Annotated in this window: 22 protein-coding genes; 17 read left to right on the forward strand and 5 right to left on the reverse strand. The window is 58.9% G+C overall.

Features of this window, described 5'->3' with window-relative positions; genetic code table 11:
- The first annotated feature begins 146 nt into the window (after positions 1-146).
- The 3 genes from CLV41_RS10425 to CLV41_RS10435 all read left to right on the forward strand — a co-directional run bounded on the left by CLV41_RS10425 (position 147) and on the right by CLV41_RS10435 (position 3794).
- Positions 147-1685 carry a glycosyl hydrolase gene (locus tag CLV41_RS10425; RefSeq protein ID WP_103222254.1) on the forward strand — a complete coding sequence of 513 codons (1539 nt, stop codon included), beginning with the start codon at positions 147-149 and terminating at the stop codon, positions 1683-1685.
- A complete protein-coding gene (locus tag CLV41_RS10430; protein ID WP_103222255.1) occupies positions 1682-2431 on the forward strand; it encodes an HAD-IIB family hydrolase in 750 nt (249 codons plus the stop codon). Before CLV41_RS10425 ends, CLV41_RS10430 begins: the two co-directional genes overlap by 4 nt.
- Before the next feature lie 67 nt (positions 2432-2498).
- Positions 2499-3794 (forward strand): glycosyltransferase, encoded by a 1296-nt coding sequence (locus CLV41_RS10435; protein WP_103222256.1) that lies wholly within the window; start codon positions 2499-2501, stop codon positions 3792-3794.
- A gap of 248 nt (positions 3795-4042) precedes the next feature.
- Here the strand turns inward: CLV41_RS10435 and CLV41_RS27515 are convergent, their stop codons facing one another.
- Complete coding sequence (locus CLV41_RS27515; protein WP_146048548.1) at positions 4043-4477, reverse strand: hypothetical protein; 435 nt, start codon at positions 4475-4477, stop codon at positions 4043-4045.
- Complete coding sequence (locus CLV41_RS10440; protein ID WP_103222257.1) at positions 4467-6578, reverse strand: GNAT family N-acetyltransferase; 2112 nt, start codon at positions 6576-6578, stop codon at positions 4467-4469. Before CLV41_RS10440 ends, CLV41_RS27515 begins: the two co-directional genes overlap by 11 nt.
- A 297-nt stretch (positions 6579-6875) precedes the next feature.
- Here CLV41_RS10440 and CLV41_RS10445 point away from each other — a divergent pair, with 297 nt between their 5' ends.
- From CLV41_RS10445 to CLV41_RS10455, 3 genes are all read left to right on the forward strand, one after another.
- A complete protein-coding gene (locus CLV41_RS10445) occupies positions 6876-7127 on the forward strand; it encodes a PepSY domain-containing protein (RefSeq protein WP_208987424.1) in 252 nt (83 codons plus the stop codon).
- A 79-nt stretch (positions 7128-7206) separates the two neighbouring features.
- On the forward strand, positions 7207-7875 hold the full coding sequence (locus CLV41_RS10450; RefSeq protein WP_103222374.1) for a response regulator transcription factor: 669 nt from the start codon (positions 7207-7209) through the stop codon (positions 7873-7875).
- On the forward strand, positions 7865-9292 hold the full coding sequence (locus tag CLV41_RS10455; protein ID WP_103222258.1) for an ATP-binding protein: 1428 nt from the start codon (positions 7865-7867) through the stop codon (positions 9290-9292). Before CLV41_RS10450 ends, CLV41_RS10455 begins: the two co-directional genes overlap by 11 nt.
- Here CLV41_RS10455 and CLV41_RS27520 read toward each other — a convergent pair.
- Positions 9289-9513: a hypothetical protein gene (locus CLV41_RS27520; protein WP_146048549.1), complete on the reverse strand. Its 225-nt coding sequence runs from the start codon at positions 9511-9513 to the stop codon at positions 9289-9291. The two genes, CLV41_RS10455 and CLV41_RS27520, sit on opposite strands and share 4 nt — an antisense overlap.
- Before the next feature lie 62 nt (positions 9514-9575).
- Between CLV41_RS27520 and CLV41_RS10460 the strand changes: the two genes are divergently transcribed.
- The 9 genes from CLV41_RS10460 (at position 9576) to CLV41_RS10500 (ending at position 19644) form a co-directional block, all read left to right on the forward strand.
- On the forward strand, positions 9576-10013 hold the full coding sequence (locus tag CLV41_RS10460; RefSeq protein ID WP_103222259.1) for an RT0821/Lpp0805 family surface protein: 438 nt from the start codon (positions 9576-9578) through the stop codon (positions 10011-10013).
- A 135-nt stretch (positions 10014-10148) separates the two neighbouring features.
- Positions 10149-11624, forward strand: coding sequence for a hypothetical protein (locus CLV41_RS10465; protein ID WP_103222260.1), 1476 nt, complete (start codon positions 10149-10151; stop codon positions 11622-11624).
- Between the two features lie 105 nt (positions 11625-11729).
- The gene (gene ccmI, locus CLV41_RS10470) at positions 11730-12881 is read left to right on the forward strand and encodes a c-type cytochrome biogenesis protein CcmI (protein WP_103222261.1); all 1152 of its coding nucleotides are present in this window, start codon (positions 11730-11732) and stop codon (positions 12879-12881) included.
- A 61-nt stretch (positions 12882-12942) separates the two neighbouring features.
- Positions 12943-13392 (forward strand): cytochrome c maturation protein CcmE, encoded by a 450-nt coding sequence (gene ccmE / locus CLV41_RS10475; protein WP_103222262.1) that lies wholly within the window; start codon positions 12943-12945, stop codon positions 13390-13392.
- Between the two features lie 45 nt (positions 13393-13437).
- Positions 13438-15426, forward strand: a complete 1989-nt coding sequence (locus CLV41_RS10480; protein ID WP_103222263.1) for a heme lyase CcmF/NrfE family subunit — start codon at positions 13438-13440, stop codon at positions 15424-15426.
- Between the two features lie 10 nt (positions 15427-15436).
- Complete coding sequence (locus tag CLV41_RS10485) at positions 15437-15919, forward strand: cytochrome c-type biogenesis protein (protein ID WP_208987451.1); 483 nt, start codon at positions 15437-15439, stop codon at positions 15917-15919.
- A 94-nt stretch (positions 15920-16013) separates the two neighbouring features.
- Entirely contained in the window at positions 16014-17549 is a 1536-nt protein-coding gene (locus tag CLV41_RS10490) for a caspase family protein (RefSeq protein WP_103222265.1), read from the forward strand.
- A gap of 85 nt (positions 17550-17634) precedes the next feature.
- Complete coding sequence (locus tag CLV41_RS10495; RefSeq protein ID WP_103222266.1) at positions 17635-18264, forward strand: hypothetical protein; 630 nt, start codon at positions 17635-17637, stop codon at positions 18262-18264.
- Between the two features lie 147 nt (positions 18265-18411).
- Positions 18412-19644 carry a bifunctional alpha/beta hydrolase/OsmC family protein gene (locus tag CLV41_RS10500; protein WP_103222267.1) on the forward strand — a complete coding sequence of 411 codons (1233 nt, stop codon included), beginning with the start codon at positions 18412-18414 and terminating at the stop codon, positions 19642-19644.
- 92 nt (positions 19645-19736) lie between these two features.
- Here CLV41_RS10500 and CLV41_RS10505 read toward each other — a convergent pair whose 3' ends face one another.
- Together CLV41_RS10505 and CLV41_RS10510 are read right to left on the reverse strand one after the other, a co-directional pair.
- Complete coding sequence (locus CLV41_RS10505) at positions 19737-20816, reverse strand: DUF2336 domain-containing protein (RefSeq protein ID WP_103222268.1); 1080 nt, start codon at positions 20814-20816, stop codon at positions 19737-19739.
- Between the two features lie 419 nt (positions 20817-21235).
- Positions 21236-22234, reverse strand: coding sequence for a DUF2336 domain-containing protein (locus CLV41_RS10510; RefSeq protein ID WP_103222269.1), 999 nt, complete (start codon positions 22232-22234; stop codon positions 21236-21238).
- 180 nt (positions 22235-22414) lie between these two features.
- On the opposite strand from CLV41_RS10510, the gene CLV41_RS10515 reads away from it, so the two are divergent.
- Together CLV41_RS10515 and CLV41_RS10520 are read left to right on the forward strand one after the other, a co-directional pair.
- A complete protein-coding gene (locus CLV41_RS10515; RefSeq protein WP_103222270.1) occupies positions 22415-23089 on the forward strand; it encodes a glutathione S-transferase in 675 nt (224 codons plus the stop codon).
- A gap of 117 nt (positions 23090-23206) precedes the next feature.
- Positions 23207-24733, forward strand: a complete 1527-nt coding sequence (locus CLV41_RS10520; protein WP_103222271.1) for a Do family serine endopeptidase — start codon at positions 23207-23209, stop codon at positions 24731-24733.
- The last annotated feature ends 53 nt before the right edge of the window (positions 24734-24786 follow it).

The following is a 24786-nucleotide window of genomic DNA, read 5'->3' on the forward strand; positions in this document are numbered from 1 at the left end:
TTTGTGGCATTCTAGAGCACTTTCCGCCCATATTGAAGCACAGCGGGAAAGAGATAGCTGACATAAAGGCGACGTTAAATGCTGCAATGCAAATTTATCGGCCACAGGACTTGAACGAACGCAAGCAACTGGGGCAGGGTTAGCACATGTACGCATCCCATGGATTTCTTAGATCTGACATCGGCGACGTCGATGTCGTTTTCCATGATGGACTATTTCATCTCTTTCACCTGGTTCTGCCCAATCACGATTTCATAGCCCATGCCGTCAGTCCGGACGGCATGACCTGGCGCCGCGTCAAGAACGCGCTTTTTGTCGGTGAGCCCGGCGCGTGGGACGACGACATGCTGTGGACCATGCATGTGACGGCCGATCCCGATCGCCCGGGGGAATGGCGCATGTTCTATACCGGCCTGGCGCGGTCCGAATACGGCCGGGTCCAGCGTGTCGGTCTTGCGCGTTCAAAGGATCTTTACCGGTGGGAGCGCTGTAACGGAGGGATCTATCCCCTTGAAATCCCAGCGCCTTATTATGAAAGTTCCATCGACGAAGGCCGCCGTTGGGTGAGCTTCCGCGATCCGTTTTTCTATCATGACGCAGAAACCGGCGAGCGGATGCTGTTGAGCTCGGCCCGGGTGAAGGAAGGGCCGGTTATCCGCCGGGGCTGCGTCGGCCTCGCACGCGAGACCGCTCCCGACAGGTTCAGCTTCGAGGCGCCGTTGCACCGTCCGGGCCTTTACGACGATGTAGAGGTGCCAAATCTCTTCAAGCTCGACGGCCGCTATTACCTCCTCGGGTCGATCCGCGAGGATACCAAGATCCACTACTGGTACGCGAATTCCGTTATGGGTCCATACGAGAATTTCTTCGACAACGTGGTCCTGCCTTCGGGCAATTATGCCGGACGGATCTGCCGGGCCGACGGCGATCTGCTTCTCTTCAACTTCTTTTCCAAGACGGAGAATGTCCACGGGCGCGAAACCGTCAAGAAACTGCTGCCGCCGCCAAAGCGGCTGGTGAGCGACGAGGCAGGCCGGCTGAAGGTCAAGTCCTATTCGGGCTTCGACGATCTGGTGACGCATCGCGAAAGCGTGACGGCCTCCTATCAGTGCAAATATCTTTACGGAAATCCCCACGCATCTGCGATCGACCGTTCGGACGGCCTGCATCTGTCCTGCAAGAGCGGCTATGAAGCGTTCCTCCTGCCCGGAAAACACGAGGATTTCCGGCTGCGGGCACAGTTGATGCTGGAAGGGTCGGGCAAGACCGGACTGGTTCTGCGCACGAACGAAGAAGGGGACGGCTATTATCTGTCGCTCGATCTGGTCAACGGTATGGCGCAGATGCGGGCCTGGGGCGCCAACCCGACACCGGAATTCGAACATGCCTTCCGCTTTGACCCGCTTCAGGACGGCCACTTCCGCGGTAGCGGTCAGGGGCCGTGGCAGATCGAAGTCGTCGCCCATGGCATGTATATCGAGTTTTCCATCGACGGCTATGTGGTGCTCAGCCTCGTCGACGACAGTTTTGCGGAGGGCGGCATCGGATTTTACACCGAAAGCGCCGCCGTCTGCCTGAAGGACCTCGAAATCGGAACCTTGCGGCGCCCGGTGACTGAGGACACCGCCGCGCAGGTCTACACCACGACGTATGTCGCCCCGGAAGAGGAGGCGGAGGGACTTTGAGCGGGGAAACAGGCAGTCCCGAGCCCTGGCTTCTGGTCAGCGACATCGACGATACGCTGACCGGAAACCGCGAAGATCTGAATCGGCTCTGGCAATCGCTCAAATTACGGCACAAAGGAGCGAAGCTGGCGCTGAACTCAAGCCGTCCGGCGGTCAGCGTCGACCGGACGCTGGCGGAGTATTTCCCGGCGGATTTCGCACCCGATGCGATTATCACCGGTTTGGGAACCGAAATCCGCCTGGGCCGTTACTGGTTGGAGAGCTGGCGGAAACAATTCCTCGACTGGCCGGACAAGGATATCCGCAAGCTGGTCGCGGAACTTGGATATGCGCCGCATGCCGACGTTTTCCAGACCGAGGGCAAAGCCAGCTTCTCTGTCCCGGGCAAGGCGGAGGTGGAACGGATATTGGAACGGCTGGAAAAGGAAGGCATCCAGCATAAATATATTTATTCAGGCGCGAGCGATCTCGACATCCTCGCGCCCGGTGCCGGTAAGGACGCGGCCATGCGCCACCTTGCCGGTCATCTCGGGATCCCGATGGAAAACACGGTAGCGGCGGGGGACTCGGGCAACGACCTGGCCCTCTTCGAAGCCGCCGGGAAGGCGATTGCCGTCGGCAACGCGCGCGAGGAACTCCTTGCGGCGATGCCGAAGGAGAAGACCTACCACGCGAGCGCGAACCATGCCGCGGGGGTCCTTGAAGGATTGATAAAACTTGGATTGCTGCGCGAAGCGGCAGCCTGAACGACACGAGCCAAACTGAAGCCTGGGAAGACGGAGATCGAAACACACAACAAGAAGGTTGGACCACATGAACAAGCACAACATCGGATCGCTCCTGATGATTTCGCTGCACGGCTATGTCGCGGGGTCACCCGAACTCGGTAAACCGGACACGGGCGGCCAGGTGGTTTTCGTGCTGGAGCTTGCCAAGCGGTTTGCCCGGCTCGGCTACCGGGTCGATGTCATGACCCGTCAATTCGAGGGTCAGCCGGCCGAGGACTTCGTCAATGACAACCTGCGCGTTGTGCGCATTCCCTTCGGCGGCGAGGATTTCATCCGCAAGGAAGACATGCACGACTGGTACGGCGATTTTGTCACCAATGCGCTTGCCATGATCCGTCACCGCAACATCGAGTACGATGTCATCAACAGCCACTACTGGGACGCGGGCGTCGCGGGACAGAAAATCGCCGAGGAACTGCAGATCCCGCATATCCACACGCCGCACTCCCTCGGCTGGTGGAAACGCCACGACATGATTGGCGCGGGCGAAGAGGAGATGACAGGTTACCGGTTCGAGGAACGCATCCAGAAGGAATTCGTGCTCTACCGCAATTGCGATCATGTGATCGCGACGACGGAGCAGCAGACCGATCTGATCGTCGAGCAGTACCAGCTTCCCAAGGAACATATCACCATGATCCCGCCGGGTATCGACGAGGGCAAATTCACGCCGTCGACGCCGGACAGGGTGGCCGCGGCGCGGCAGAAGCACGATATCCGCGAGACGGACATCTACGTCGTCGGCCGCGCGGCGGAAAACAAGGGCTACGACCTCATCATCGAAAGCCTGCCGCATCTCCTGAAACTGCAGCCCGATGCGCGCCTGGTGCTGGCGGCGGGCGCCAATTCCGACAGCGACATCGCCCTCCTCAACCAGTGGAAGCAGGTTGCCGCCGACATGGGTGTTTCGGAGTCGATCAGCTGGCGGGGCTATGTGGAGGATGACGACCTGGCCGATTTCTACCGCGCGCCGGGCATCTTCGCGCTGCCCTCCCGCTACGAGCCTTTCGGCATGACGGCGGTGGAGGCGATGGCCTGCGGCACGCCAACGGTCGTCACCGTTCACGGCGGTCTTCATGAACAGATCGAATTCGGCCGCCACGCCCTGGTCGCCGACCCGAAGCGGCCGGAAGAGTTCGCCGCCATGCTCAACATGCCGATGCAGTATCCCTGGCTGCGCGACACGCTGGCCGTTGAAGGCGCCCGCTTCGCCCGCCGCTCCTTCGGCTGGACCGGAATCGCCCGCCGCACCCTGCAGGTCTTCGAACACTTCAAGGGCCGCTACGACGATCTGCAGACGGAGGAGCTGGTGGCGCTGTAGAGGGCGTTGTTTTAACCCGCATGGCAAGCGCGGTTCAGGACTGGACAGGACAGGCAGGGGCTGATGAGCCCCGGAACCTGTCCTGAATGGGTGCGCGTGGTGTGGAAGTAGTCGGGAACTCCTGCGAAAAGGGACTGGGTGCATAGGAAAGACAGGCCGCCTCGCTTTATCCTTATATAATCGAAACTAACATTGCTTTAGGTGCACGCTCCGGCGACAAGAACGCCACGTCACAGCGCAGGACATGCTCAGCGAAAATGCCGGAATTCTTCAAATTTACTGGCTTCAAGAATGGATATTTTTGTGGCGACTTGTGGAATGCTATTAACGCCACGAATTCGACGAATACTGTCTAGAGGCACTGGGGAGATAGGTTCGACATCGCCTAGCTGAATTGCACATCCTAAATCGCAACCTCCAAAATATTGAAAGAATAGGGTTTGTGAGACTGCAGCTTCTGACTGATATCGCGACCACAACGCAGATGGAGAGTCATAATCAATTGCAATAATAGTCGCTGTAGCGACAAGCGCCCCCACCGGTAGCGTTGAGTAAATCCAGAGCCGTGAGCCTGGCGGCAACGACATGAACCGTCGGCGCAGCTCAACTGATTTTACACCGCTAATGATATTCGCCGCGTGATCGCAATGAATTGAGATCATTGCATGAGAGTCAGCGTTCATTCGCCCAGCCCCGGTCGAAGATCTCCTGCGCGACGGCTGTGGCAATGACTGTGGTGGTTTGCAAATTTTGAGTTCCAACTGCGCCCAACATCCGAAGTTCATCGAGGCTAACTGGGCGGGGGAATCGCAACAGCGAGCTGAAGCCGGTCAAAGTAACCTCTTCGCTTGCTGAAAAGCGGTCGACACTTTCGAGAACTGTCCTCTTCATATCGGATTGGAGTGTTTCATTCTTTTGTTGTGTCACTACGTTATCGATGCGTGCGGCCGCGATCACTGCTCCACGCCCACCTGTTCGGGTAGATTCATAGAACAGAATGAGCTGATTTGTCTTGAATAAATTCTTGCTTCGCCCACTGCAAACATAGGTTTTCTGAGAACGAAAAGCCCCTTCGAACTGATCCAAAAGACTTGTTTGAGGTGACGTGCCAAGAAGTTCGTCAGCGTAAGGCCGCGCGATAGGCTGAATGCTGACTTGCCGGTTGTTGGTAACTATCAAAGTTGGGCTGAGCAAATCCTCGGTACGCCGAAATTCTGTTCTATCCGTCGAAAGAAGCGCATCAAAACCGTCGAAACTGGCCGGAAACAACTGAGGCGCCTTAGAACCGAACGCTAGACCTGCTCGTTCCGAGAGGCCAGAGAAACTTGCTGGTGTAATTGGTGCTCCCAAGGCTGGTTTGCTTAGGAACTGATCTGTATCGTTTGATATGAAGCCTGCTTGCAGCGCCGCTTTGCGCGCTGCGATTTGCCCCGGAATGTCTTCGAGGTTTATCAAATTCAATCCAGCTCTTCCAATGGCATCGATTATATTGCTGAGCAGCATTTCCGCTATAAGTTCAGCATTCGGACGCTCATGATCCACGAGTAGCAGAACTCGATGAGCGTCGCCGAGCGTGACGGGAGAAGAGGCGGCGAGTAGTGCTGTTGCAGCTTGCCTGTCGTCGAAAGCAACTAAGAAATGGGCAGAGGCCCTTGTGGCATGTTTGACGAAATAGCTGTAATTAAGACCCTTGGGTTGTAATTTTTCTGCAATTCCTCGTGCGACCTCAGCACTCACAGTACAGGTTCGGAACCCTTTACCTCGTACCGGCTTAAAATCATCGGTCAAATCCGTGGATGTAAGTACATCATGGAAGTCTTCAAGCGCGACAACTTCTAGGCCCCAAGTTTCACGGATAAGGCGGCGATTTCTCAGCAAAACGCCATCGCTCGTGACGAATGCTGATGCATTTCCAGCGATACACTCTGCGAGGTGCATACAGTCGCTGTGCGCCTGAGGTGTTCCTGCCTGTGATGGTTTTCTTTTCGTGAAAACCGCAGTGTGAATAATCTCAGCTAAGTCTTTGACGTTTTTCTCGGCATTTCCGCGTAGTCTTGGAAGTGCATCTGCTAGTTTTAGTAGTGGGTCATCTTTTATTGCCGCACTTGCACGAGTGAGTTCGTTCGAGAATTCTGAAGTCACAGCAATTCTCACTCGCCCCTCAAGCGCGGCGGCAAAAACCCCTACAGCCATCTTATAATGAGTGCGCCTCAGTTTTAGCAGATCAAAGAGAACATTAATGTCGATGACCCAAAGGTTTGAGTGGGCGTCTGATCGAAGCAAAAGCGGGGGCGGTTGGCGTAACTCCATTGCCGTCAGCAGGCTTGGGCTTTTCAGAATTCTCTCTCGTACAACAATTTCTCGGTTTCTAGCTGCACCGCCACTCTGTATTCTAACCGTGAGGAAGTGGTTCTTTTCGTAAAAATTTTGAGCAACTTGCAAGTCCTTGGCTGGCTTCGCAAGAATCGCCAAATAGCCTTCAGACTCCATTCTTGCAACCACATTGTCGACTAGGAATTGAGCAACCCCCTGCCTTAGGGAGGTCGGATCAACTGCGACAGCTTGAATGCGTCCGTTCGGAAAGACGCCTCCAAACACAACAAACCCAATTGTTGTTTCGCGCCCTTCGATTGTGCCATCGGCCGCGAGCAAGCGTCCGCGCTTGATCCCATCCTCAAGGCTGCTCCGTGGCCAGAATCCGAGTTCCGTTTTGTAGTTGTCAGCAATGGCAACTATGCGGTCAAGGCGATCTATTAGTTCGGACAGATTCTCAACTATTCTCATGATAACGGTGCTTTTTGAGTACAATGGAAGAACGAACGCTTCAATGCAACCATTAGATGAGTAGAAGTGGGGGCCGCAGCTTTATCAACTCTCAAATTAGAGACAAACTACGTACACGACCATCGTTCAAGTCAAGCACCGGCCGCGGACCCTCCCGCTTTTATGTCGGGACCGAGGCATTTTTCCAAAGCCCCAACGAACCCACCAACCAACCCCAAACAACCGGTTCAGCTTGCGTTCATGTGAAATTGATTACACCTTGCCCAACACTTCGTGAGCAGAACCGGAATCGAACCCGTGAAACACATATTTGTCATTCTTGTCCTCCTTTTCGCCGCGGTGGGACCGGCGCAGGCGGCCTGTCTGTCGGACGCCGCGGCCCGCAAGGTCGTTGCCAGCGGCCAGGCGGCTTCGCTGGGGTCTGTCAAGGGCCGGGTTCAGGGGGAAATCCTGAAGGCCCAGCTCTGCGAGCAGGGCGGGGGTTATGTCTATGTTCTCTCGGTCAAGAACGGCGGCAAGGTGACGACGGTCACAGTCAGCGCCCGCTAGATGGACGATCAAGGTGCCGGCCCCACGCATGCGTGGGGGCCGCCGGGTCATTTCACTGAACTTCGAAAAGTCGGACCTCATGCGCATTCTTGTTGTTGAAGACGATACCGATCTGAACCGCCAGATCGTCACCGCTCTGGAAGAAGCCGGCTATGTGGTCGACAGTGCGACCGATGGGGAAGACGGGCACTATCTGGGCGACACCGAACCCTATGACGCCGTTGTGCTCGATCTCGGCCTGCCTACTCTGGACGGGTTGTCGGTTCTGGAAACCTGGCGCCGTGACGGCAGGACGATGCCGGTGCTGATCCTCACCGCACGGGACCGCTGGTCGGACAAGGTCGCGGGTATCGATGCCGGGGCGGACGATTACGTCGCCAAACCCTTTCACATGGAGGAAGTGCTGGCCAGGGTCCGTGCGCTTGTCCGCCGGGCGGCCGGTCACGCCTCCAACGAACTGACCTGCGGGGCGGTGCGTCTCGACTTGCGCGCCGGCAGGGTCACCGTGGATGGCTCCGCGATCAAGCTGACCTCCCACGAATACCGGCTGCTGTCCTATCTGCTGCATCACCAGGGCAAGGTGATCTCCAGGACGGAACTGACCGAACATCTGTACGATCAGGATTTCGACCGCGATTCCAACACGGTCGAGGTCTTTGTCGGCCGTTTGCGCAAGAAGATCGGCTCGGATCTGATCGAAACCATCCGGGGGCTCGGTTACCGGCTGGGAGCAGCCGGTGACAAGTGAGGCTTCGCCGGGGCCGGGGCCGGATCCTGACTCGCCCCGCAGGCCGCAGCGCTCGCTTGCCGGGCGTCTTGTTTTCGTTGCCGCTGTCTGGTCCACAGTCGCGCTCGCCCTGGCGGGTATCTTCCTGGTGAGCCTCTACCAGCGGGCAAGCGAGCGCGCCTTCGACGCCCAGCTTGAAATCCACATCAACGCGCTGATTTCCGGAATGCTGGAGACGGAAGCCGGAGCGGACGGAGCGACCGCCACGCTGTCGGCTCCGGACTATAGCGGCGATCCGCGTTTCTCCCTGCCGCTGTCCGGCTGGTACTGGACGGTTCGCCACGCCGAAAACGCCGATATTCTCTATGCCTCGAAATCGCTTGTGGGCGATCCGCTCAACGTGCCCGGGATCGGTCGGAACGACAGCAGCGCCGGGTTCATTTCCGGTCCGGGCGGCGACGAAATCCGCGTCCTGCAACAAAGGATTTCGATCGGGGATACGTCCTACATCATTGCCGTCGGAGCGGCGACCGCCGGGTTCTGGACCGATATCTACGAATTCGGCCGCATGGTCACTCTGACATTGTGTCTGGTCGGCCTCGGCCTGATTCTGGCGATCTTCCTGCAGGTACGCATCGGCTTGAAACCGCTCGCCCGCTTGCGCGCGTCCCTGTCGGCCGTCCGTCAGGGCGAGGCGGAGCGGATCGACGAGGCCCTGCCACGGGAAATCGCGCCGCTGGCGGTGGAACTCAATGCCCTCATCGTTTCCAACAGGGAGATCGTCGAAAGGGCGCGAACCCATGTCGGCAATCTGGCGCACGGACTGAAGACGCCGCTGTCGGTGATATCGAACGAAGCCCGCGCCGCCGGCGGTCCCCTGGCTGAAAAGGTTTCCGAACAGGCGGCGATCATGTCCACCCAGATCCAGCATCATCTGGAACGGGCGCGCATGGCGGCGCAGCGCCGGGTGATCGGCGTCTCGTGCGAAACGCAGCCCGTGCTTGCCAGACTGATTCGCGCCATGGACAAGATCTACCAGGACAAGGGCATTTCCGTCGGCTTTGAGCAGAGCGGCGAGATCCGGTTTCGCGGAGAAAGCCAGGATCTTGAGGAAATGGGCGGCAATCTGATCGACAATGCCTGCAAATGGGCAGCTTCCAGGGTCTCGGTGAAGGTGGCGCCGTTGAGCGACCCGGCGACGAACCGGGATATGTTCACCATAATCGTGGAAGACGACGGTCCCGGACTGACGCGCGAAGAGCGGGCCGAGGCGGTCAAACGCGGCAGAAGGCTTGACGAAACCGTGCCCGGCACCGGGCTTGGCCTGTCGATTGTGGCGGACCTGGCCGCCCTGTACGGCGGTACGCTCGAACTGGACGGATCGGCGCTGGGCGGCCTGAAAGCCACGCTGACCTTGCCGGCTCTTGGCCAGGTCTAGGCCAGGTCCGGGCCAAGGCTAGGGTTGCGGCTGGGGGCGAGGTCAATGATATTGTGATGAAAATTGACGCAGATAGTGGCTTTAAAGACTGGACGATGGCCAAGTTCGGCCACAAATTGTAAATAACAAGGATTCATCTGCGGGTTCACACCGGTTTTCATGTTATCCGGATCATCCCGTGTCCATAGGGACGCGATTGGATGCTCCTGTTCGTGAAACACCGGCGGCCTCCTGATGTCAGGAGAACCCGCCTGGAAACAGATTGCTCCGGGAGCTTTCGAGCATGTTTTTGCGCGCTGCCACATGTCTTGCTCTTGCCACGGTTCTGGCGGGATGTTCCATGACGTCCGGTTCGAGCGATACCGCCGGACTGGGCTCGTTTTTCGGCGATCCGAAATCCGACGTGGCCGGGTCCGAGGCGAATACCGCCATTTCCGTTCTGGTGAACAACGAACTCGGCGACGCGCTTGAGCCCTCCGACCGCCGTGCGGCGGAAGATGCCCAGGACCGGGCCCTGCGGGCACGGGGCCTGGGTGTCGCGGTTGCCTGGCAGAACGAGCGCACCGGCCGCAGCGGCCAGGTGCGTCCCGGTCCGGTCTATTTCGTCAACGAGACGAGTTGCCGGGAATTCACCCATGAGATGGTTCTGCAGGGACGGATGCTGCAGGCCAGGGGCACCGCCTGCGAAACGGACAAGGGCGCCTGGCAGGTCATCGGTTAGACCGGGTCCGTGGCCCGGGGCTCAGCGGGATCGCCGGTCAATCGGGTGTTTCGAAATCCTGAAATTATTCTCAACACTTAGTTAAACCTTATGCCGCTAATATCGCGTGGATTCGGATCGCGATTGACGCTGTGAATGACCCACTCGGACCAGCTTGAATACAAAATCAAATCCTATCTGAGCAGTCTCCGGCCGCAGGCCGTCGAGGCTTTGGTCCGGAATATGGAACGGGCCCAGTTTCAAAAGAATCCCGATCCGAACCTCCAGCTGATTCTCACCGCGGCTCTTGCCCTTTTGCGCAGACCGCGTTTGCTGGCGCCGGAACTCCCCGGGGGGCCCCAGAGACAAAACCAGATCCAGCGCATGTTCTTCTCGCCGCTGGAGGATTTTCTGATCAACGAGACCCTGATGATCCGGCAGGAAGCTCGCATCCACCGCGGCATGCTCAACCGTGTCTGGAAATGGCTCGGACGCGATGTCATGCCGGACGATTTCCAGACCGTTCTGGAACAGGCGGGAAATGCGGCGGTCAGCGGCGAGCGGGTCGCCGCTCTCGTTCAGGCCCTGCGCACCCGCTCCGTGGATGCCGTTGGCGAAGCGCTGCACCGCAGCGAGAATTCGGACACGGAACGGCGGCGGATGGGCATCGAGCTCGGCGGAGAACGCGGGATCGCCGAACTGCGGGACATTCAGAAGATTTTTTCCGCCGAGCGCTGGCTTGTGCCGTTTCTGCAGAATATTCCGGAACGGATCAACGAACAAAGGCTGAAGCGCGACACGGATGTCCTGCGTCTGGTGGACAAGTGCTCCTACCGGTTTCCCGACCATGTTCCGGTCATCGCGGCCGCTTTGGTTGACCGCTCCGACGCACCGGCTGCCCTGTGCAGTTTCGCCGGGCGCCTCGTCGGCGACGACGATCCCAAGGCGATCGAGAACTCGCAGTTCGCGCCGTTTGTCGATGTCGTGATGAGCGAAGCCGAGCGGCTTCAGATCCTGGCTCTCGATCACTGCAAGCACAATCCGGATCCGGTCGCCTTTTCGCAGGCGCTTCTGGAATACCATGCGCTCGTGCGCGGTGTCGAACGGGACATGGATCTGTCCCACTCCGGCAAGTGGCACAAGCGTCTGGCCGAAAGCAAGCGCACCATTTCCAACGTGGTGACGACAGAACTGAACACTGCCCATGGGGCTGTCCGCCGTGCGCTCCAGGTGCCGAAATTCGACCAGAACGGCAAACTGCAGATCAATCAGGAAGCGATTGACGACGCGGTGCGGACATTGCGCGTGGTGACCATGGTCCGCAACGCTTCGGAGACCTTCGCCGTGAACGAGGTCGGCAAACGGACCAGGCAGGCCGTCGAGCAGACGCTGGAAATCGTCACCCGGTCGCAGATCTCCGATCTCGGCAAAGCCCGGGGACAGCAGTTGCAGGCACATCTGGCCGCGGCCGATGTGGCGATCATGCTGTCTGAGATCTATTTCGGTTCCGATTATGCCAATCAGCTCCGCCGCAGCCGCCAGGCCGCTGTCGCCAAGGCGCGGAAATTGACCGCGTCGGGAGAAAGCAATCCGGAGCGCAAACTGGTTGCCACCGCATTGGGCCGCAAGTAGGGCCCACATCCATTTCAAAGCCGCTGCTCACCGCCGGTGCCGCGACCGCCGGTCACAGTGGTACCATCTTGCTTTTGTCCAAATTGGGCGGTCTATAGTGCATCCATGGTATTTTGGATCCTGATAGCTGTCATGACAGCGGCCGCCGCCCTGTCCGTGCTTGTGCCTTTGTCGAAGGCGCGGCGTTCGGCGGGCACGCCGTCCGGGAGCGCGGACGAGGCGGTCTACCGCGATCAGCTCGGTGCTATCGAAGCCGAATTGGAACGTGGACTGATCGAACCGGAAGCCGCCGGCGCCGCGCGTACGGAAATCGCCCGCCGGCTGCTCAGCGCGCACGAAAATCATGCGCAAGAGGCCGGCGGGATCACCCGGGGGCCAAGACTGAAAATTGCCCAGGGACTGGCGCTGTTCGTCCTGCCGGCCGCGGCCGTCGGCATTTATCTCCTCTTCGGAGCTCCGGATATGCCCGACGCTCCGCTTGCCGCCAGGCTCCAGGCGCCGGCGGAAGAGCAGTCGGTTGATATACTCGTGGCCCGGGTCGAGCGGCATCTGGCGGATAACCCGGAGGACGGGCAGGGATGGGTGGTGATCGCACCGGTCTACATGTCTCTCGGCCGGCCGCAGGATTCCGCTCGGGCTTATGCGCAAGCCATCCGCCTTCTCGGGCCGAGACAGGACTGGCTGACCGATATGGGCGAGGCGATGACCATCGCCAGCCAGGGCCTCGTCACGGCGGAAGCGCGACAGGCTTTCGAACAGGCGGCGGCGATGGATGCTTCCGCGGTCAAGCCACGCTTTTTCCTGGCGCTTGCCCTCGGGCAGGAAGGCAGGAAAGCGGAGGCGATCGCGGCCTGGCGCAATCTTCTGGCCGGGGCTGAGGGCACGGAAGCCTGGGTAGGCGCCGCGCGCAATGAACTGGCGGAACTTGCGGGGCCGGACGGACAATCGGATCAGGTCGGTCAAACGCCTGCGCCGCGCGGACCTTCACAGGAGGATGTCGCGGCATCGCGGGACATGAGCACGGGCGACAGGCAGGCCATGATACGCGCAATGGTCTCCGGCCTTGCCGAACGGCTCGCCGATGAGGGAGGTTCCGCAGCGGAATGGAAGCAGCTGATGCAGGCCTATATCGTATTGGGCGAAAGACAGAGCGCGGAGAATGCGCTCAAGGACGCGCAAGCCGCTTATGCCGACAAGCCGGAGGATTTGTCCTCAATCAAGGACGCGGCAACGCAACTTGGTCTAACAGGATCTTGAGACAAGAAGAGACTTCCGCGCCTGAAGGGGCAGCAGGCAGCGGGAAGCGGGCGGAAAAGCAATGACACGCAAACAAAGAAGGTTGACCCTCATCGGCACGGCGGGTGTGGTACTTGCCACGGCGTTCGGCCTGATCATGTTTGCCTTGTACGACGAACTCGTCTTTTTTCAGAGCCCGACCGACATCGCGCGCAACACCCTCCCGTCCGGACAGCGGATCCGGCTGGGCGGTCTTGTCGAGGACGGCTCGGTCGTGCGCTCCGACAACGCGGAAGTCAGCTTTCGCGTCACCGACATGGAGAACACGGTTTCCGTGACCTATAAAGGGATATTGCCTGACCTGTTCCGTGAGGGGCAAGGCGTGGTGACGGAAGGTATCGTCAGGCCGGACGGGGTTTTTGTCGCCGACAGCGTGCTTGCAAAGCACGATGAAAACTACATACCCAAGGAAGTGGCCGAAGCACTGAAGAAACAGGGCCATTGGCAAGGCGACAAAACCACGGCCAACTGACCTTATGGGTCTGTGACCTGGTGGAAACAGGATTTGGGAGGGGCAATGATCGTCGAATTCGGACATTACGCGCTGGTGCTGGCTTTCGCCCTGTCGCTTGTGCAATCCGTTGTCCCCTTGTGGGGCGCGCTTGCCGGGGATGACCGGCTCATGGCCGTCGCGCCGCCTGTTTCCGTGACGATGTTTGTTATGGTGCTGGTGTCCTTCGCCGTGTTGACGAGCGCCTATCTGACCGCTGATTTCTCGGTTCTGAACGTCTTGGAGAACTCCCATTCCGCCAAGCCGTTGCTCTACAAGTTCACGGGAGTCTGGGGCAATCATGAAGGCTCGATGCTGCTGTGGGTGCTCATTCTGGTGTTCTTCGGAGCGCTGGTCGGGCTTTTCGGAGGTAATCTCCCAAAGGATCTGCGCGCAACGACATTGGCTGTTCAGGGCTGGATTTCCGCCGGTTTCATTCTGTTTCTGCTGGCCACATCCAATCCGTTCGCCCGCGTGATCAATCCGCCTCTGGAGGGCGCCGACCTCAATCCCATCCTTCAGGACATCGGCCTGGCGATCCATCCGCCGCTTCTTTATGTCGGGTATGTCGGCTTCTCGATCACATTCTCCTTTGCCGTCGCCGCGCTGATCCTGGGGCGCACGGATGCCGCCTGGGCGCGCTGGGTCCGTCCCTGGACGCTGCTTGCCTGGTGCTTCCTGACCCTGGGCATCGCGATGGGCTCCTACTGGGCCTACTACGAACTCGGCTGGGGCGGCTGGTGGTTCTGGGATCCGGTCGAGAACGCAAGCCTGATGCCGTGGCTGGCCGGAACGGCCCTGCTGCATTCCGCGATTGTCATGGAAAGGCGGGAAGCGCTGAAGATCTGGACCATCCTTCTGGCGATATTCACCTTTTCGCTGTCGCTGCTGGGGACTTTCCTGGTCCGGTCCGGTGTCCTGACCTCCGTGCACGCATTTGCCACCGATCCGACACGCGGTGTCTTTATTCTGGTTCTGCTGTGTTTGTTCATCGGCGGGTCTCTCTCGCTTTACGCCTGGAGGGCACCAGCCCTCAGACAGGGAGGGCTCTTCGCACCGATCAGCCGGGAAGGGGCGCTGGTGCTGAACAACCTGTTCCTCACCTCCGCCTGCGCCGCGGTCTTTGTCGGCACACTCTATCCGCTGTTTCTGGACGCGGTGACGGGAGAAAAAATCTCCGTCGGCGCGCCATTCTTCAATCTCACCTTCGGACCGCTGATGGTGCCGCTTCTGATCGCGGTCCCTTTCGGTCCCGTGCTCTCCTGGAAACGCGGCGACCTGCTCGCGGCATCCCAGCGGCTTTACGCGGCCTTCGGCCTTGCAATTTTGATGACGATCTTCACGTTCTGGCTTTGGGGCATGGAAAAGGTTCTGGCCCCGCTGGGTGTCGGCCTCGCGGTCTGGGTCATGGCCGGCGCGGTCTCGGAAATCCTCACCCGGGTGAAAATCTTCGAGATCGGTCCGAGCCGCGCCTTCTCGCGCCTGATCGGCTTGCCCGGATCTGCCTGGGGAAGCATGTTGGCTCATTTCGGCATCGGCCTGACCGTTCTGGGCGTCGTGACCGCGTCCGCGTTTCAGGACGAGCGGATAGCGACCATGCGGCCGGGAGACACGGTGGAACTGTCCGGCTATCAACTGACATTCGATGGCGCCGCGCCGCGGCGCGGTCCGAATTTCACCGAGGAAGTCGGCCATTTCACCATCCGCCAGGGCGGTATCTTCGTCACCGAACTCGATCCCTCCAAGCGGATCTATACCGCCCGTCAGATGCCGACGACGGAGGCGGCCATCTTCACCACCGGTTTCTCGCAGCTTTATCTGTCGCTCGGAGAAAGCCGGGGCGACGGCGCTGTCGATGTGCGTGTCTACTTCAAGCCGCTTATAACGCTGATCTGGATCGGCTGCGTGATCATGGCTCTGGGGGGGGCTGTGTCCATCGCCGACAGGCGGCTTCGCGTCGGCGCGCCCAAACCGGCCAGAAAACGCAATGCGGGCGCGGCGGCGCCGGCGGAGTAGACATGCGATGATCCGGTCCCTTCTCACCAGCCTTTTCCTGTGCCTCTGCCTGTTGGCATCGCCCGCCCTTGCCGTGGCGCCGGACGAGGTTCTGGGCGATCCGGCGCTGGAGGCGCGGGCGCGGGTCCTGTCCGCCGAGCTTCGCTGCATGGTGTGCCAGAACCAGTCCATCGACGACAGCGACGCTCCTCTCGCCAAGGACCTCCGGGTTCTGGTCCGTGAGCGGCTGGTCGCTGGCGACAGCGACGCGCAGGTGATTGACTATCTCGTCTCCCGCTACGGCGAGTTCGTCCTGCTGAAACCCAGATTCGCCTGGCATACGCTGGCCCTTTGGGCGGCGGGGCCTCTCGCGCTGATCGCGGGTCTTTTTGCGATTGTCCTTGCGCTGCGCAAACGCTCATCGCAGGCAGCGCAGACAGCTGACACTCCCGTTGCGCGGCTTTCCGAGGAGGAAGAACGCAGGCTACGGGCGCTGCTGGAAGAGCAGGGGTAGAACAAGACTATCGTTATTCGCGCTGCTGGGATAACAATGGAACATTCAGTATTCATGTCTTTCCAAATTTTATTGGTATTTCGGAATGTCAGGAATGTTATCTCAGGTTAAATTGTACCGGTGGCAATCGCGGCAGTTCATTATCGGGGCCCTTTTGGGTCTGGCGCTCGTCGGTTCGCAGCCAGCAAGGGCGTTCGGCGAAACGGCCGATTTTCCGGAAAAGCGCCTGGCGCTGGTCGTGGGTATTGCCGACTACCTGAATGTTCCCGATCTTGAAAACACGGTTCGCGATGGCGCGCTGATCTCAAATACACTCAGATCGCTGCAATTCGATGTGGTCGAGAAATACAATCTGGGACTGAGTGAATTTCGAGAGTTGCTTGAGAAATTCGCGTTCGAGGCGGAAACCGCAGATGTTGCGATGGTTTATTTTGCCGGGCATGGCGTTGAAGTCGGGGGACAGAATTTTCTCATTCCCGCCGACTCCGCGGCGGCATCCAGGAAGGAAGTCGCTCAGTCTTCAATTTCCCTGAATGAAATCCTGGGAGCCGTCGACAAGGCCCGTCAACTGCGGATCGTGGTTCTGGATTCCTGCCGCAACGATCCGTTTGGAGACCATGAAAGTGTCGAAATCATCGCGCTCGACGAGCCCGTCACTCTAAGCGGATTGGCCCCGCCATCACCGGAACGCGGGACATTGGTCGCCTATGCCGCAAAGGCCGGAGCGACCGCGTTGGATGGTGACGGCAGCAACAGTCCCTTCGCACGAGCGCTCTCGGACACGTTGCAGATAAGGGACCTGGAAATCGGGCTGGCTTTCCGGCAAATTCGCGACACCGTCCTTCAAACGACCGGCAACATGCAGGAACCGCACACATATGGGTCCTTGTCCGGCGAACCTTATTTCCTCGCCGGCAAGAAGCAGCTGATCAACGCCCTGGAGGCTACCGAGAGAAAGAATGCCTGGGCGACGCTTGAAGTTGACCAGGAAAATCAGCTCACGGCGCTTGCGGACAAGGGCGATATCCGGGCCTTGAAGGGACTGGCCTACATGCGGCTGGATCCGAACGAAAAACGCTATGACCCGGAGCGTGCGGCAAAGCTGTTGCGGCAGGCTTCCGATGCCGGTGATCCCGAAGCGATGTTCGAGCTCGCCCGGCTCTACGAAAGGGGCATCGGTGTTGATCAGGATATCGAAGAAGCGTTGAACCTGTACCGTCAGTCGGCGGCCGAGAACTTTGCCGATGCGATAAACGATCTCGGGTTCCTTCATTTTCAGGGAGGATTGGGTGTCCCCCGCGATCCGGTCAAGGCGATCGGATTTTTTGAACGAGCGGCTGACCTGCGCCATCCGGAGGCCATGTTCAACTACGCGGCTCTCATCGATGACGGTGATGTCGAGGGACGGTCCCTGGATGATGCCGCGAACTATCTTTATCAAGCGCTCAGGACCGGGAACGAGCAGGTTTTGAGCTTGCTGTCGGAGAGCCCGGACATGTTCAAGCGGGGGACCCGGCGGGCGTTGCAGGCGAAACTGTCTGAACGGGCTTTTTATGAAGGTACAATCGACGGACAATTCGGTCCGCAAACCAAACGCGGATTGCGCAGGGCATACGGTCTTTCAAAATAATACTGTTCCAGACGCTCCTTTGCAGTTTGGGAGAAGCTCGGCTAGGTTCTTTTTTTAAATCTGATAAATATTGGGGGAAGTTTTGATGCAAGTTTCTATTTCCGTGAAAGCCATTCTGGTCCTTGCCGGTGTCGCAGTCTCCGGTTTTTTCACCAGCTCCGGTCAAGCCGCCTGGACGGGGGCTTCCGATGACAGTTCGTTAGACCTGTCCGTGGAAAGCTTCGGTTCGCACGAGATCCTCGGGGAATTCAAACGGCCGGACCCAAATGCCGGTCTTTTGCAATTGGCGTTTTCCGATGATGTGACGCAGGCGATCGTCAACCAGATCCAACGAGGTGCTGGGGAATGCAGCCGCCTGGAAGCCGTTTACCGGTTGGACTGTTTGCAGCGCGTCTTCGCGCAGGCGAGCGGCGCCGCCGGAAGAAAGCCTGATTATTCCGCTGCGAACGGGGAGTTGCGAAAGCTCTCGAAGACGTTGAAAGGGATTGTCGGCAAGAACCAGGATCGGAAAGCCCCGAAAGCGAAGCTGGGCAACAAGTCCTACCGGGCAGTATCCCAGGCGGCACTCCGTGAGGTGAACAAACTTGCATCCAAGGCGATCGAGGAAGCCACGACAAAGCTGCTTCGTTCCGCGGGGAATTCGAAAAAGCGGAAAGTGCATTACACGCGTATCGCCAATGCCGTGAACTCGACCAAAAAGATCCTGAGGTCCTGAGCCGCGATTGACCGGAAAATATTGACCGCCCGGCAGTCGATCCGCGCCGGGCGGTCATTCCCTTCACGAAGTTGCACCGGGCTGTGACTTGCATACCCGGCCCGTGTGCTTACCTGTGATGCGACACATCGCAAGGAGAGCCCGCAAATGGCAAACCGTCCGCTGAAACTGGAATTCGACGGTGCGCATGGCGCGCGGCTCGCAGCCCGGCTGGATCTGCCGGCCGGAAGGATCACGGCCTTCGCGCTCTTCGCGCATTGTTTTACCTGTTCCAAGGATATCGTCGCCGCCCGCCATATCGCCGCGGCACTCAGCGCGGAAGGCATTGCGGTTCTGCGCTTCGATTTTACCGGGCTGGGCGGCAGCGGTGGCGATTTTTCCTCCACGGGGTTTTCCTCCAATGTGGAGGATCTGAAGCTGGCCGCGGATTTTCTCCGCAAGACCTATGAAGCACCGCAGCTCCTGATCGGACATTCGCTCGGGGGCGCCGCGATGCTTGCCGTGGCGGGCGACATTCCCGAAGCGCGGGCCGTGGTGACGATCGGAGCCCCGTCCGATGCCGATCACGTCCTCCACAATTTCAACGGCTCCATCGAGGAAATACGCGAAAAGGGGGCAGGGGAGGTAAACCTTGCGGGCCGCCGTTTCACGATCCGCCGCGAGTTCCTGGACGACCTGCAGGCGCAGTCGGTCAGGGAAAAGACCGCGGAACTTCACAAGGCCCTGCTGGTCATGCACGCGCCGCTCGACGAGACGGTCAGCATAGATAACGCCACCAATATCTTTGTGGCCGCCCGGCACCCGAAAAGCTTTGTCTCACTGGACACCGCCGACCATCTGCTTTCGGCAGAGGAGGATGCCGCTTATGCCGCCAGAGTGATTGCGGCCTGGGCGTGCAGATATCTTGACAAGGGCGCGAGCGAGACCGCCAACGAGGTGAAAGACGGTGTCGAGGTCCTGGAAACGGGCCAAGGGAAATATCAGGTGATGGTATCGAGCGGAGCGCACAGGTTGCTTGCCGACGAACCTGCGGATGTCGGCGGTCTGGACAGTGGCCCGTCGCCTTACGGCTATCTGTCGGCCGCGCTTGGAGCCTGCACGGTCATGACGCTGCGCATGTATGCCGACAGGAAAGGCCTCGATGTGGACAGGATCGGTACGCGTATCCTGCACGGCAAGGTTCACGCGGCGGACTGCGAGGAATGCTCGGAGGAACTCAGGGCGCATGGCGGCAGGATCGACAGGTTCGAACGGCTGATTTCCCTCGAGGGAGATCTGGATGACGCGACACGGAAACGCATGCTGGAAATTGCCGACAAGTGCCCGGTTCATAGGACACTGGAGGCCGGTGCGGCGGTCGTGACGCGCGAAGTCACGTAAAAGGCCTGAAGAAAGGCGGGGCAATTCCCGCCAGAGGATCTTTTCTGCGTTCCCCAAAGCATTTCTTCTGCGTTTCCATGAACGCGGAAGCTTCAGGCGAGTTCTTTTTCCAGCGTGCCGAGCCGGATTTTCGTGAACGATAGCAGACGGCGTGCGTCCTTGTCGGAAAGCGACCCGTAATCGTCCGACCATTTTTCCACGGTCGATTGCGGCTGTTTGCTGTGGGCCGCGCGCGCGCGGCACAATGCCGTATATTCACCATCGTCGATGCCCATCGCCCGGCAAAGGATCGCAACACCCGTGGCATCGTAGCGAAGCATGACATTGGTCACGTATTTCTGCTCCACGCCGGCCATCTCGGCGAGCAGGAAACTGATATCGAACAGGTTGTTGGACAGCGAAAGCTGGGTGACCGCCTTTCCCAGCGAGCGTTGGCCGGTCCGGATTTCCATCAAGGTAACCTTCGCACAGATGCGTGTCGCCTTGCGCTCCAGTTTGCTGCTTGTGACGACTTTGCTCGCCTTGCGGAAGAGGTCGTGGATAAGCGCTTCATTTTCGTCGCGCAGCTGACGGATCCTGGTCTGCTGCTGTTCCGGCATCAGGCTGATCAGGTTGTCATAGTCGCCTTCCGTGATGTCTGAACGTTCCATCATCGAGTCGCGAATGGTATCGTCGCTTTCCGCCAGCTTGATCAGCATGCGGGCGCCCCAGCTGGAAAATTCGGCGCCCGGGTTCGCGGCGACAGATTGTTTGACGGTGGTTTCGCCCCGTTCCAGAAGGACGTCCGTCACCCGTGGCTCCAGATGCTTGCGTTTTGAAATCGCGAGAAGATGACCTTGCCCCATCATTTTCGCGAGCTTGAGAATATCGGCCGCGTCGAGGGCGTTGGAAGAGGTCAGCATAGGCCGGGCGATGTCGATTTCCTCACGGCCCAGCTCATAGGCAACCTGGTGTGAGGTACTGTCAATCGGAGCAAGCTTTTCTGAGATCGCCTTTTTCTGAGCAGGCTCCATCGTTGCAAGCATGCTTTCCAGCACCGAATTGAAAATCGCGATCTCTTCCGTCTGGCAACTGTCCGCGCCCGTTACAAACAGACGCGTGACATGCTCAACCAGTTGATGCCGCTTTTCCGGTGAGCTTTCCTGGGCAAGGCTGAGGAGTTTGGTGATCATGTCGTGTCATCCGCTTTTATTGCTTCACGACTAACGGAGAGACGTTACAACAAGATAAACCAACGCAGAAAAATTTGTATTTCTCAAATTCTATAGGTTAAAATGACAATGTATTATTTTCGGAATAGAAAATAGGTACTCATAACGATGTCTGAATTGGGTGGTATATAGTAATCACATTTATCTACGTAAAAATCATTATTTCACTGCGCTGCAAGTGACATCGCCCACGGGAACATTCCACACGAGTGTGCCTCACATGAGGACAGCACACCGGATTGATCTGAATTCAGGTGGAAACACATGAAAAAGCGGGGCGAGTAAAGCGCTTTAAATGCGCCTGAAATGGTTAGAGACCGCTCAATCAGGTCAGTTGTTGAAGCATAATTTCATGAGTTGGTACCCCCGGCTCTAAAAAACTAAGCCGCCTCTTTCTGTCTGACCGTTTTCAGTTTGATTTTCATGAGGGCCAGCAACCGCCTCGCATCTATTTCGTCCAGCATGTGGTAATTGGTGAGCCACTTGCTGCCGGTGCTTTCCGGAAATTTCAGATGTTTGCAGCGTTCCTTGCAAATGGCCTGAAATTCCTTCGCGCCGATGCCCGTGGCCCTGCAGACCGTGGCAATGCCGGTGGAGTCGTAGCGGATCATGAGCTTGTGAACGTATTTCATATCCAGCGCGGAGAAGAAGGACAAAAGCGCGACCGCGTCCAGAAGATTGTGTTCGAGGGCGAGTTGATAGACCGCCTTGTTCAACGTGGTCTTGCCCAGCCGGATACCCAGAAGCCAGGATTTGGGACCGATTTTGGAAGGCCGCTTCACCAGCTCGACGCCCGCGGCGATTTCCCCATCGTCCTTGAAGAGGTCCTCAAGCACCTCCTCGTTGGATTTGCGCAGATGCCGGATGCGGTCACCCAGCTGCCGGGGCATATCCTTGACCAGCTCCTCGAACTCGGCCTCGGTGATGTCGGCGCCCAGATTGGCGGCAAGGGTCTGCCTGACCTCCCTGTCGCCGCGTTTGAGCATGAACTTGCTCAGGTCTTTGCCGACATGGTCACGCTTGGCCATGGCCAGGAGATGTCCCTGACCTTTGGTCTCGGCGATCTTTAGAAGATCCGTGTCCTTCAGGGATTGCGAGCGTTCCAAGACGGCTTTCGCGACGGGCAGGTCGTCCGCGGCAATTACGGCTGCCAGCTGTGAGGATGTAGCCTGAACGTCAGCGAGACGCTCCGACATCTTCTTGCGCGTGTCCTGCTCAAGAGAACCGTAAACGCCTTCCAGCATGCCATTGAGAAGATTGGATTCTTCGGAGCCGCCATCATCGGCCCTTGCCGCGAGCAGGTCCGTAACATGCTCGGCGAGCTGGTGTTTTTTCTTCGAGGAACTGTCCCTGGCAAGCTGGAGCAGTGAATCTGTCATGGCGACACCCTGTTGCCATGAGTTTCGCGATATTTCCTTTATAAGCTGTGAAGAATGTAGAAAAGACCATGACGAAATTACCTAGAATTCGCGGGCTTTGTCTGTAGAGCTTGGTCTCCTCAATCTGACTGCGCGACTGACACTGTTGACGGAATTGCGGCTTTGCCTCATGTGACGGGCATGTCCGAGCGTCCGACCCTCTATTCTTTCCGCCGCTGCCCCTATGCCATGCGGGCCAGACTTGCGATCTCCGTGAGCGGTCAGACGGTCGAACTGCGCGAAATCGTCCTGCGCGAGAAAGCGCCTGAATTCCTGAATACCTCTCCTTCCGCCACTGTTCCGTGCCTCAAGCATGGAGATACGGTTCTGGACGAGAGCCTGGACATCATGCTCTGGGCGCTGGAAAGCAGCGATCCCGAACATTGGCTCCTCCCGGAAGACGGTGACAAAACAGGAATGTTCAGCCTGATCGAGGAATGCGACGGTTCTTTCAAGCACCATCTCGACCGCTACAAATACGACACCCGCCACCCCGATGCGGACCGGGAAGAGGAGCGCTCCGGGGCGTCCGTCTTCCTGCGGTGTCTCGACGATCGGCTGACAGCGGGGCCATGGTTGTTCGGGGCGAGGCCCGCGCTTGCCGATTTTGCCATTCTGCCCTTTGTGCGCCAGTTCGCCAATACGGACAGGGACTGGTTCGACGGGGAGAACTGGCCGGAACTGAAGACCTGGCTGGGCGCGTTCGAGACCTCCGGCCGGTTTTTGGCGATCATGCAAAAATGGCCAAAATGGCGGGCGGGAGACGAGCCGCTGCTGTTCCCCGCGGCTCCTGCCGCCGACCTTACAAAAATGTAATATGGCCGACAGGTCGCCGTAAGGCTGGGTGACCTACTTTCCTCTTCGAACCAGAAGCGCGAATCCCCGCTCGCGTTCAAAGTGACCTTCAAGTCGAATGTCGGTAGAGGAAAAAATATGAAAAATCGTGGCTCAGTCTCTCTCTTGCGGTCCCACCGCGCCAAGCTGATGGCGGGTGCGGTTGTACTCGGTGCCGCCGGTCTCATGAGTGTGCAAACCATTGTCCCCGGTCAGTTCGCGCTGGCCGATGCGGTTCGTGTCGATGCACAGGCGCCGACGGACTTCTCCGAGGTTGTTCGCACTGTCAGCCCGGCCGTTGTCAGCGTTCAGGTGAAGCAGGCTGTCGAGCCGCGCATGATGAACTTCGGCGGCAAGGACAACTCCCAGGAATTCTTCAAGGGACTTCCGAAGGGGCATCCGTTCGAGCGGTTCTTCCGGGAATTCGGCGGCCGCGATGGCGAAGAGGGAGAGAACCAGCGCCGCGCACCGCGTCAGTACGGCATGTCGCAGGGCTCAGGCTTCTTCATCTCCGAAGACGGTTATGTCGTCACCAACCAGCACGTGATCGACAAGGGGACCGAGTTCACGGTCATCGATCAGGACGGCAAGGAATTTTCCGCAACCCTGATCGGGGCGGACAAGCGTACGGATCTGGCGCTGCTCAAGGTCGAAAGCGACAAGGATTTCACCTATGTCGAGTTTGCCAAGGAGGCACCGCAGGTCGGAGAATGGACCGTCGCCATCGGGAACCCCTTCGGTCTTGGCGGATCCGTTACGGCCGGTATCGTCTCCGCGCGCGGCCGTGATATCGGCGCTGGTCCCTACGACGACTTCATTCAGATCGATGCGCCAGTGAACCGCGGCAATTCCGGCGGTCCGGCCTTCAACATGCACGGGGAAGTCATCGGCGTGAACGCTGCGATCTTCTCGCCCTCCGGGGGGAATGTCGGTATCGCCTTCGCTATTCCGGCCTCGACCGCGCAAGATGTCATCATGGAGCTGAAGGATGACGGAACCGTCGTCCGCGGCTGGTTGGGCGTTCAGATCCAGAACGTCACCGATGACATCGCCGAAAGCCTTGGCCTCGATGAGGCCCGCGGCGCGATTGTCGCGGAAGCGCAGGAAGACAGCCCGGCCGAGAAGGCTGGCCTGCGCTCGGGCGACACTATCCTGGCCGTCGACGGTACCAACGTGAAAGGCCCGCGCGAGCTTTCCAGGATCATCGCCACTTACGATCCGGACACAAGCATCGACGTGACGATCTGGCGCGATGGCAAGGAGCAGGACGTCACGGTCACGCTGGGCCGCTTGCAGGAAAAGGAGCAGGCCGCTGCGGCACCGCAGACTGAAAAGACCCAAACCAGCCTGGACGAACTCGGCCTCGTGCTGATGACCAGGGAAGAAGCCGGCCTTGAAGGGGAGGGCGTTTTCATCGCCGAGATCGACCCGGACAGCCCGGCGGCGGAAAAAGGCCTCAATATCGGCGATGCCATTCTGGAAGTCGCCGGCATGAAGGTCGCCAGCCCCGCCGATGTCCTCAAGGCTCTTGAAAAGGCCGAAAAGGAAGGCCGCAAGGCGGTCCTGTTCCGGGTTGAAACCAACGAAACGACACGGTTCGTGGCCCTTCCCATGAACCTCGCCTGATCGGGGACCGGCTCGCAAGAGCCGGGACCTGTATGGCAGGGCCGGTCCGCCCT

Origin of the sequence: Roseibium marinum (assembly GCF_002906165.1) — a bacterium.
In the GTDB taxonomy this organism is placed as follows: Bacteria; Pseudomonadota; Alphaproteobacteria; order Rhizobiales; family Stappiaceae; genus Roseibium; species Roseibium marinum.

Bases quoted from the DNA above. Each gene is read 5' to 3' on its own strand.
- CLV41_RS10425 (WP_103222254.1), top strand. From the start codon at position 147: ATGTACGCATCCCATGGATTTCTTAGATCTGACATCGGCGACGTCGAT.
- CLV41_RS10435 (WP_103222256.1), top strand. From the start codon at position 2,499: ATGAACAAGCACAACATCGGATCGCTCCTGATGATTTCGCTGCACGGC.
- CLV41_RS27515 (WP_146048548.1), bottom strand. From the start codon at position 4,477: ATGAACGCTGACTCTCATGCAATGATCTCAATTCATTGCGATCACGCG.
- CLV41_RS10440 (WP_103222257.1), bottom strand. From the start codon at position 6,578: ATGAGAATAGTTGAGAATCTGTCCGAACTAATAGATCGCCTTGACCGC.
- CLV41_RS10450 (WP_103222374.1), top strand. From the start codon at position 7,207: ATGCGCATTCTTGTTGTTGAAGACGATACCGATCTGAACCGCCAGATC.
- CLV41_RS10460 (WP_103222259.1), top strand. From the start codon at position 9,576: ATGTTTTTGCGCGCTGCCACATGTCTTGCTCTTGCCACGGTTCTGGCG.
- CLV41_RS10465 (WP_103222260.1), top strand. From the start codon at position 10,149: ATGACCCACTCGGACCAGCTTGAATACAAAATCAAATCCTATCTGAGC.
- ccmI (WP_103222261.1), top strand. From the start codon at position 11,730: ATGGTATTTTGGATCCTGATAGCTGTCATGACAGCGGCCGCCGCCCTG.
- ccmE (WP_103222262.1), top strand. From the start codon at position 12,943: ATGACACGCAAACAAAGAAGGTTGACCCTCATCGGCACGGCGGGTGTG.
- CLV41_RS10480 (WP_103222263.1), top strand. From the start codon at position 13,438: ATGATCGTCGAATTCGGACATTACGCGCTGGTGCTGGCTTTCGCCCTG.
- CLV41_RS10490 (WP_103222265.1), top strand. From the start codon at position 16,014: ATGTTATCTCAGGTTAAATTGTACCGGTGGCAATCGCGGCAGTTCATT.
- CLV41_RS10495 (WP_103222266.1), top strand. From the start codon at position 17,635: ATGCAAGTTTCTATTTCCGTGAAAGCCATTCTGGTCCTTGCCGGTGTC.
- CLV41_RS10500 (WP_103222267.1), top strand. From the start codon at position 18,412: ATGGCAAACCGTCCGCTGAAACTGGAATTCGACGGTGCGCATGGCGCG.
- CLV41_RS10505 (WP_103222268.1), bottom strand. From the start codon at position 20,816: ATGATCACCAAACTCCTCAGCCTTGCCCAGGAAAGCTCACCGGAAAAG.
- CLV41_RS10510 (WP_103222269.1), bottom strand. From the start codon at position 22,234: ATGACAGATTCACTGCTCCAGCTTGCCAGGGACAGTTCCTCGAAGAAA.
- CLV41_RS10515 (WP_103222270.1), top strand. From the start codon at position 22,415: ATGTCCGAGCGTCCGACCCTCTATTCTTTCCGCCGCTGCCCCTATGCC.
- CLV41_RS10520 (WP_103222271.1), top strand. From the start codon at position 23,207: ATGAAAAATCGTGGCTCAGTCTCTCTCTTGCGGTCCCACCGCGCCAAG.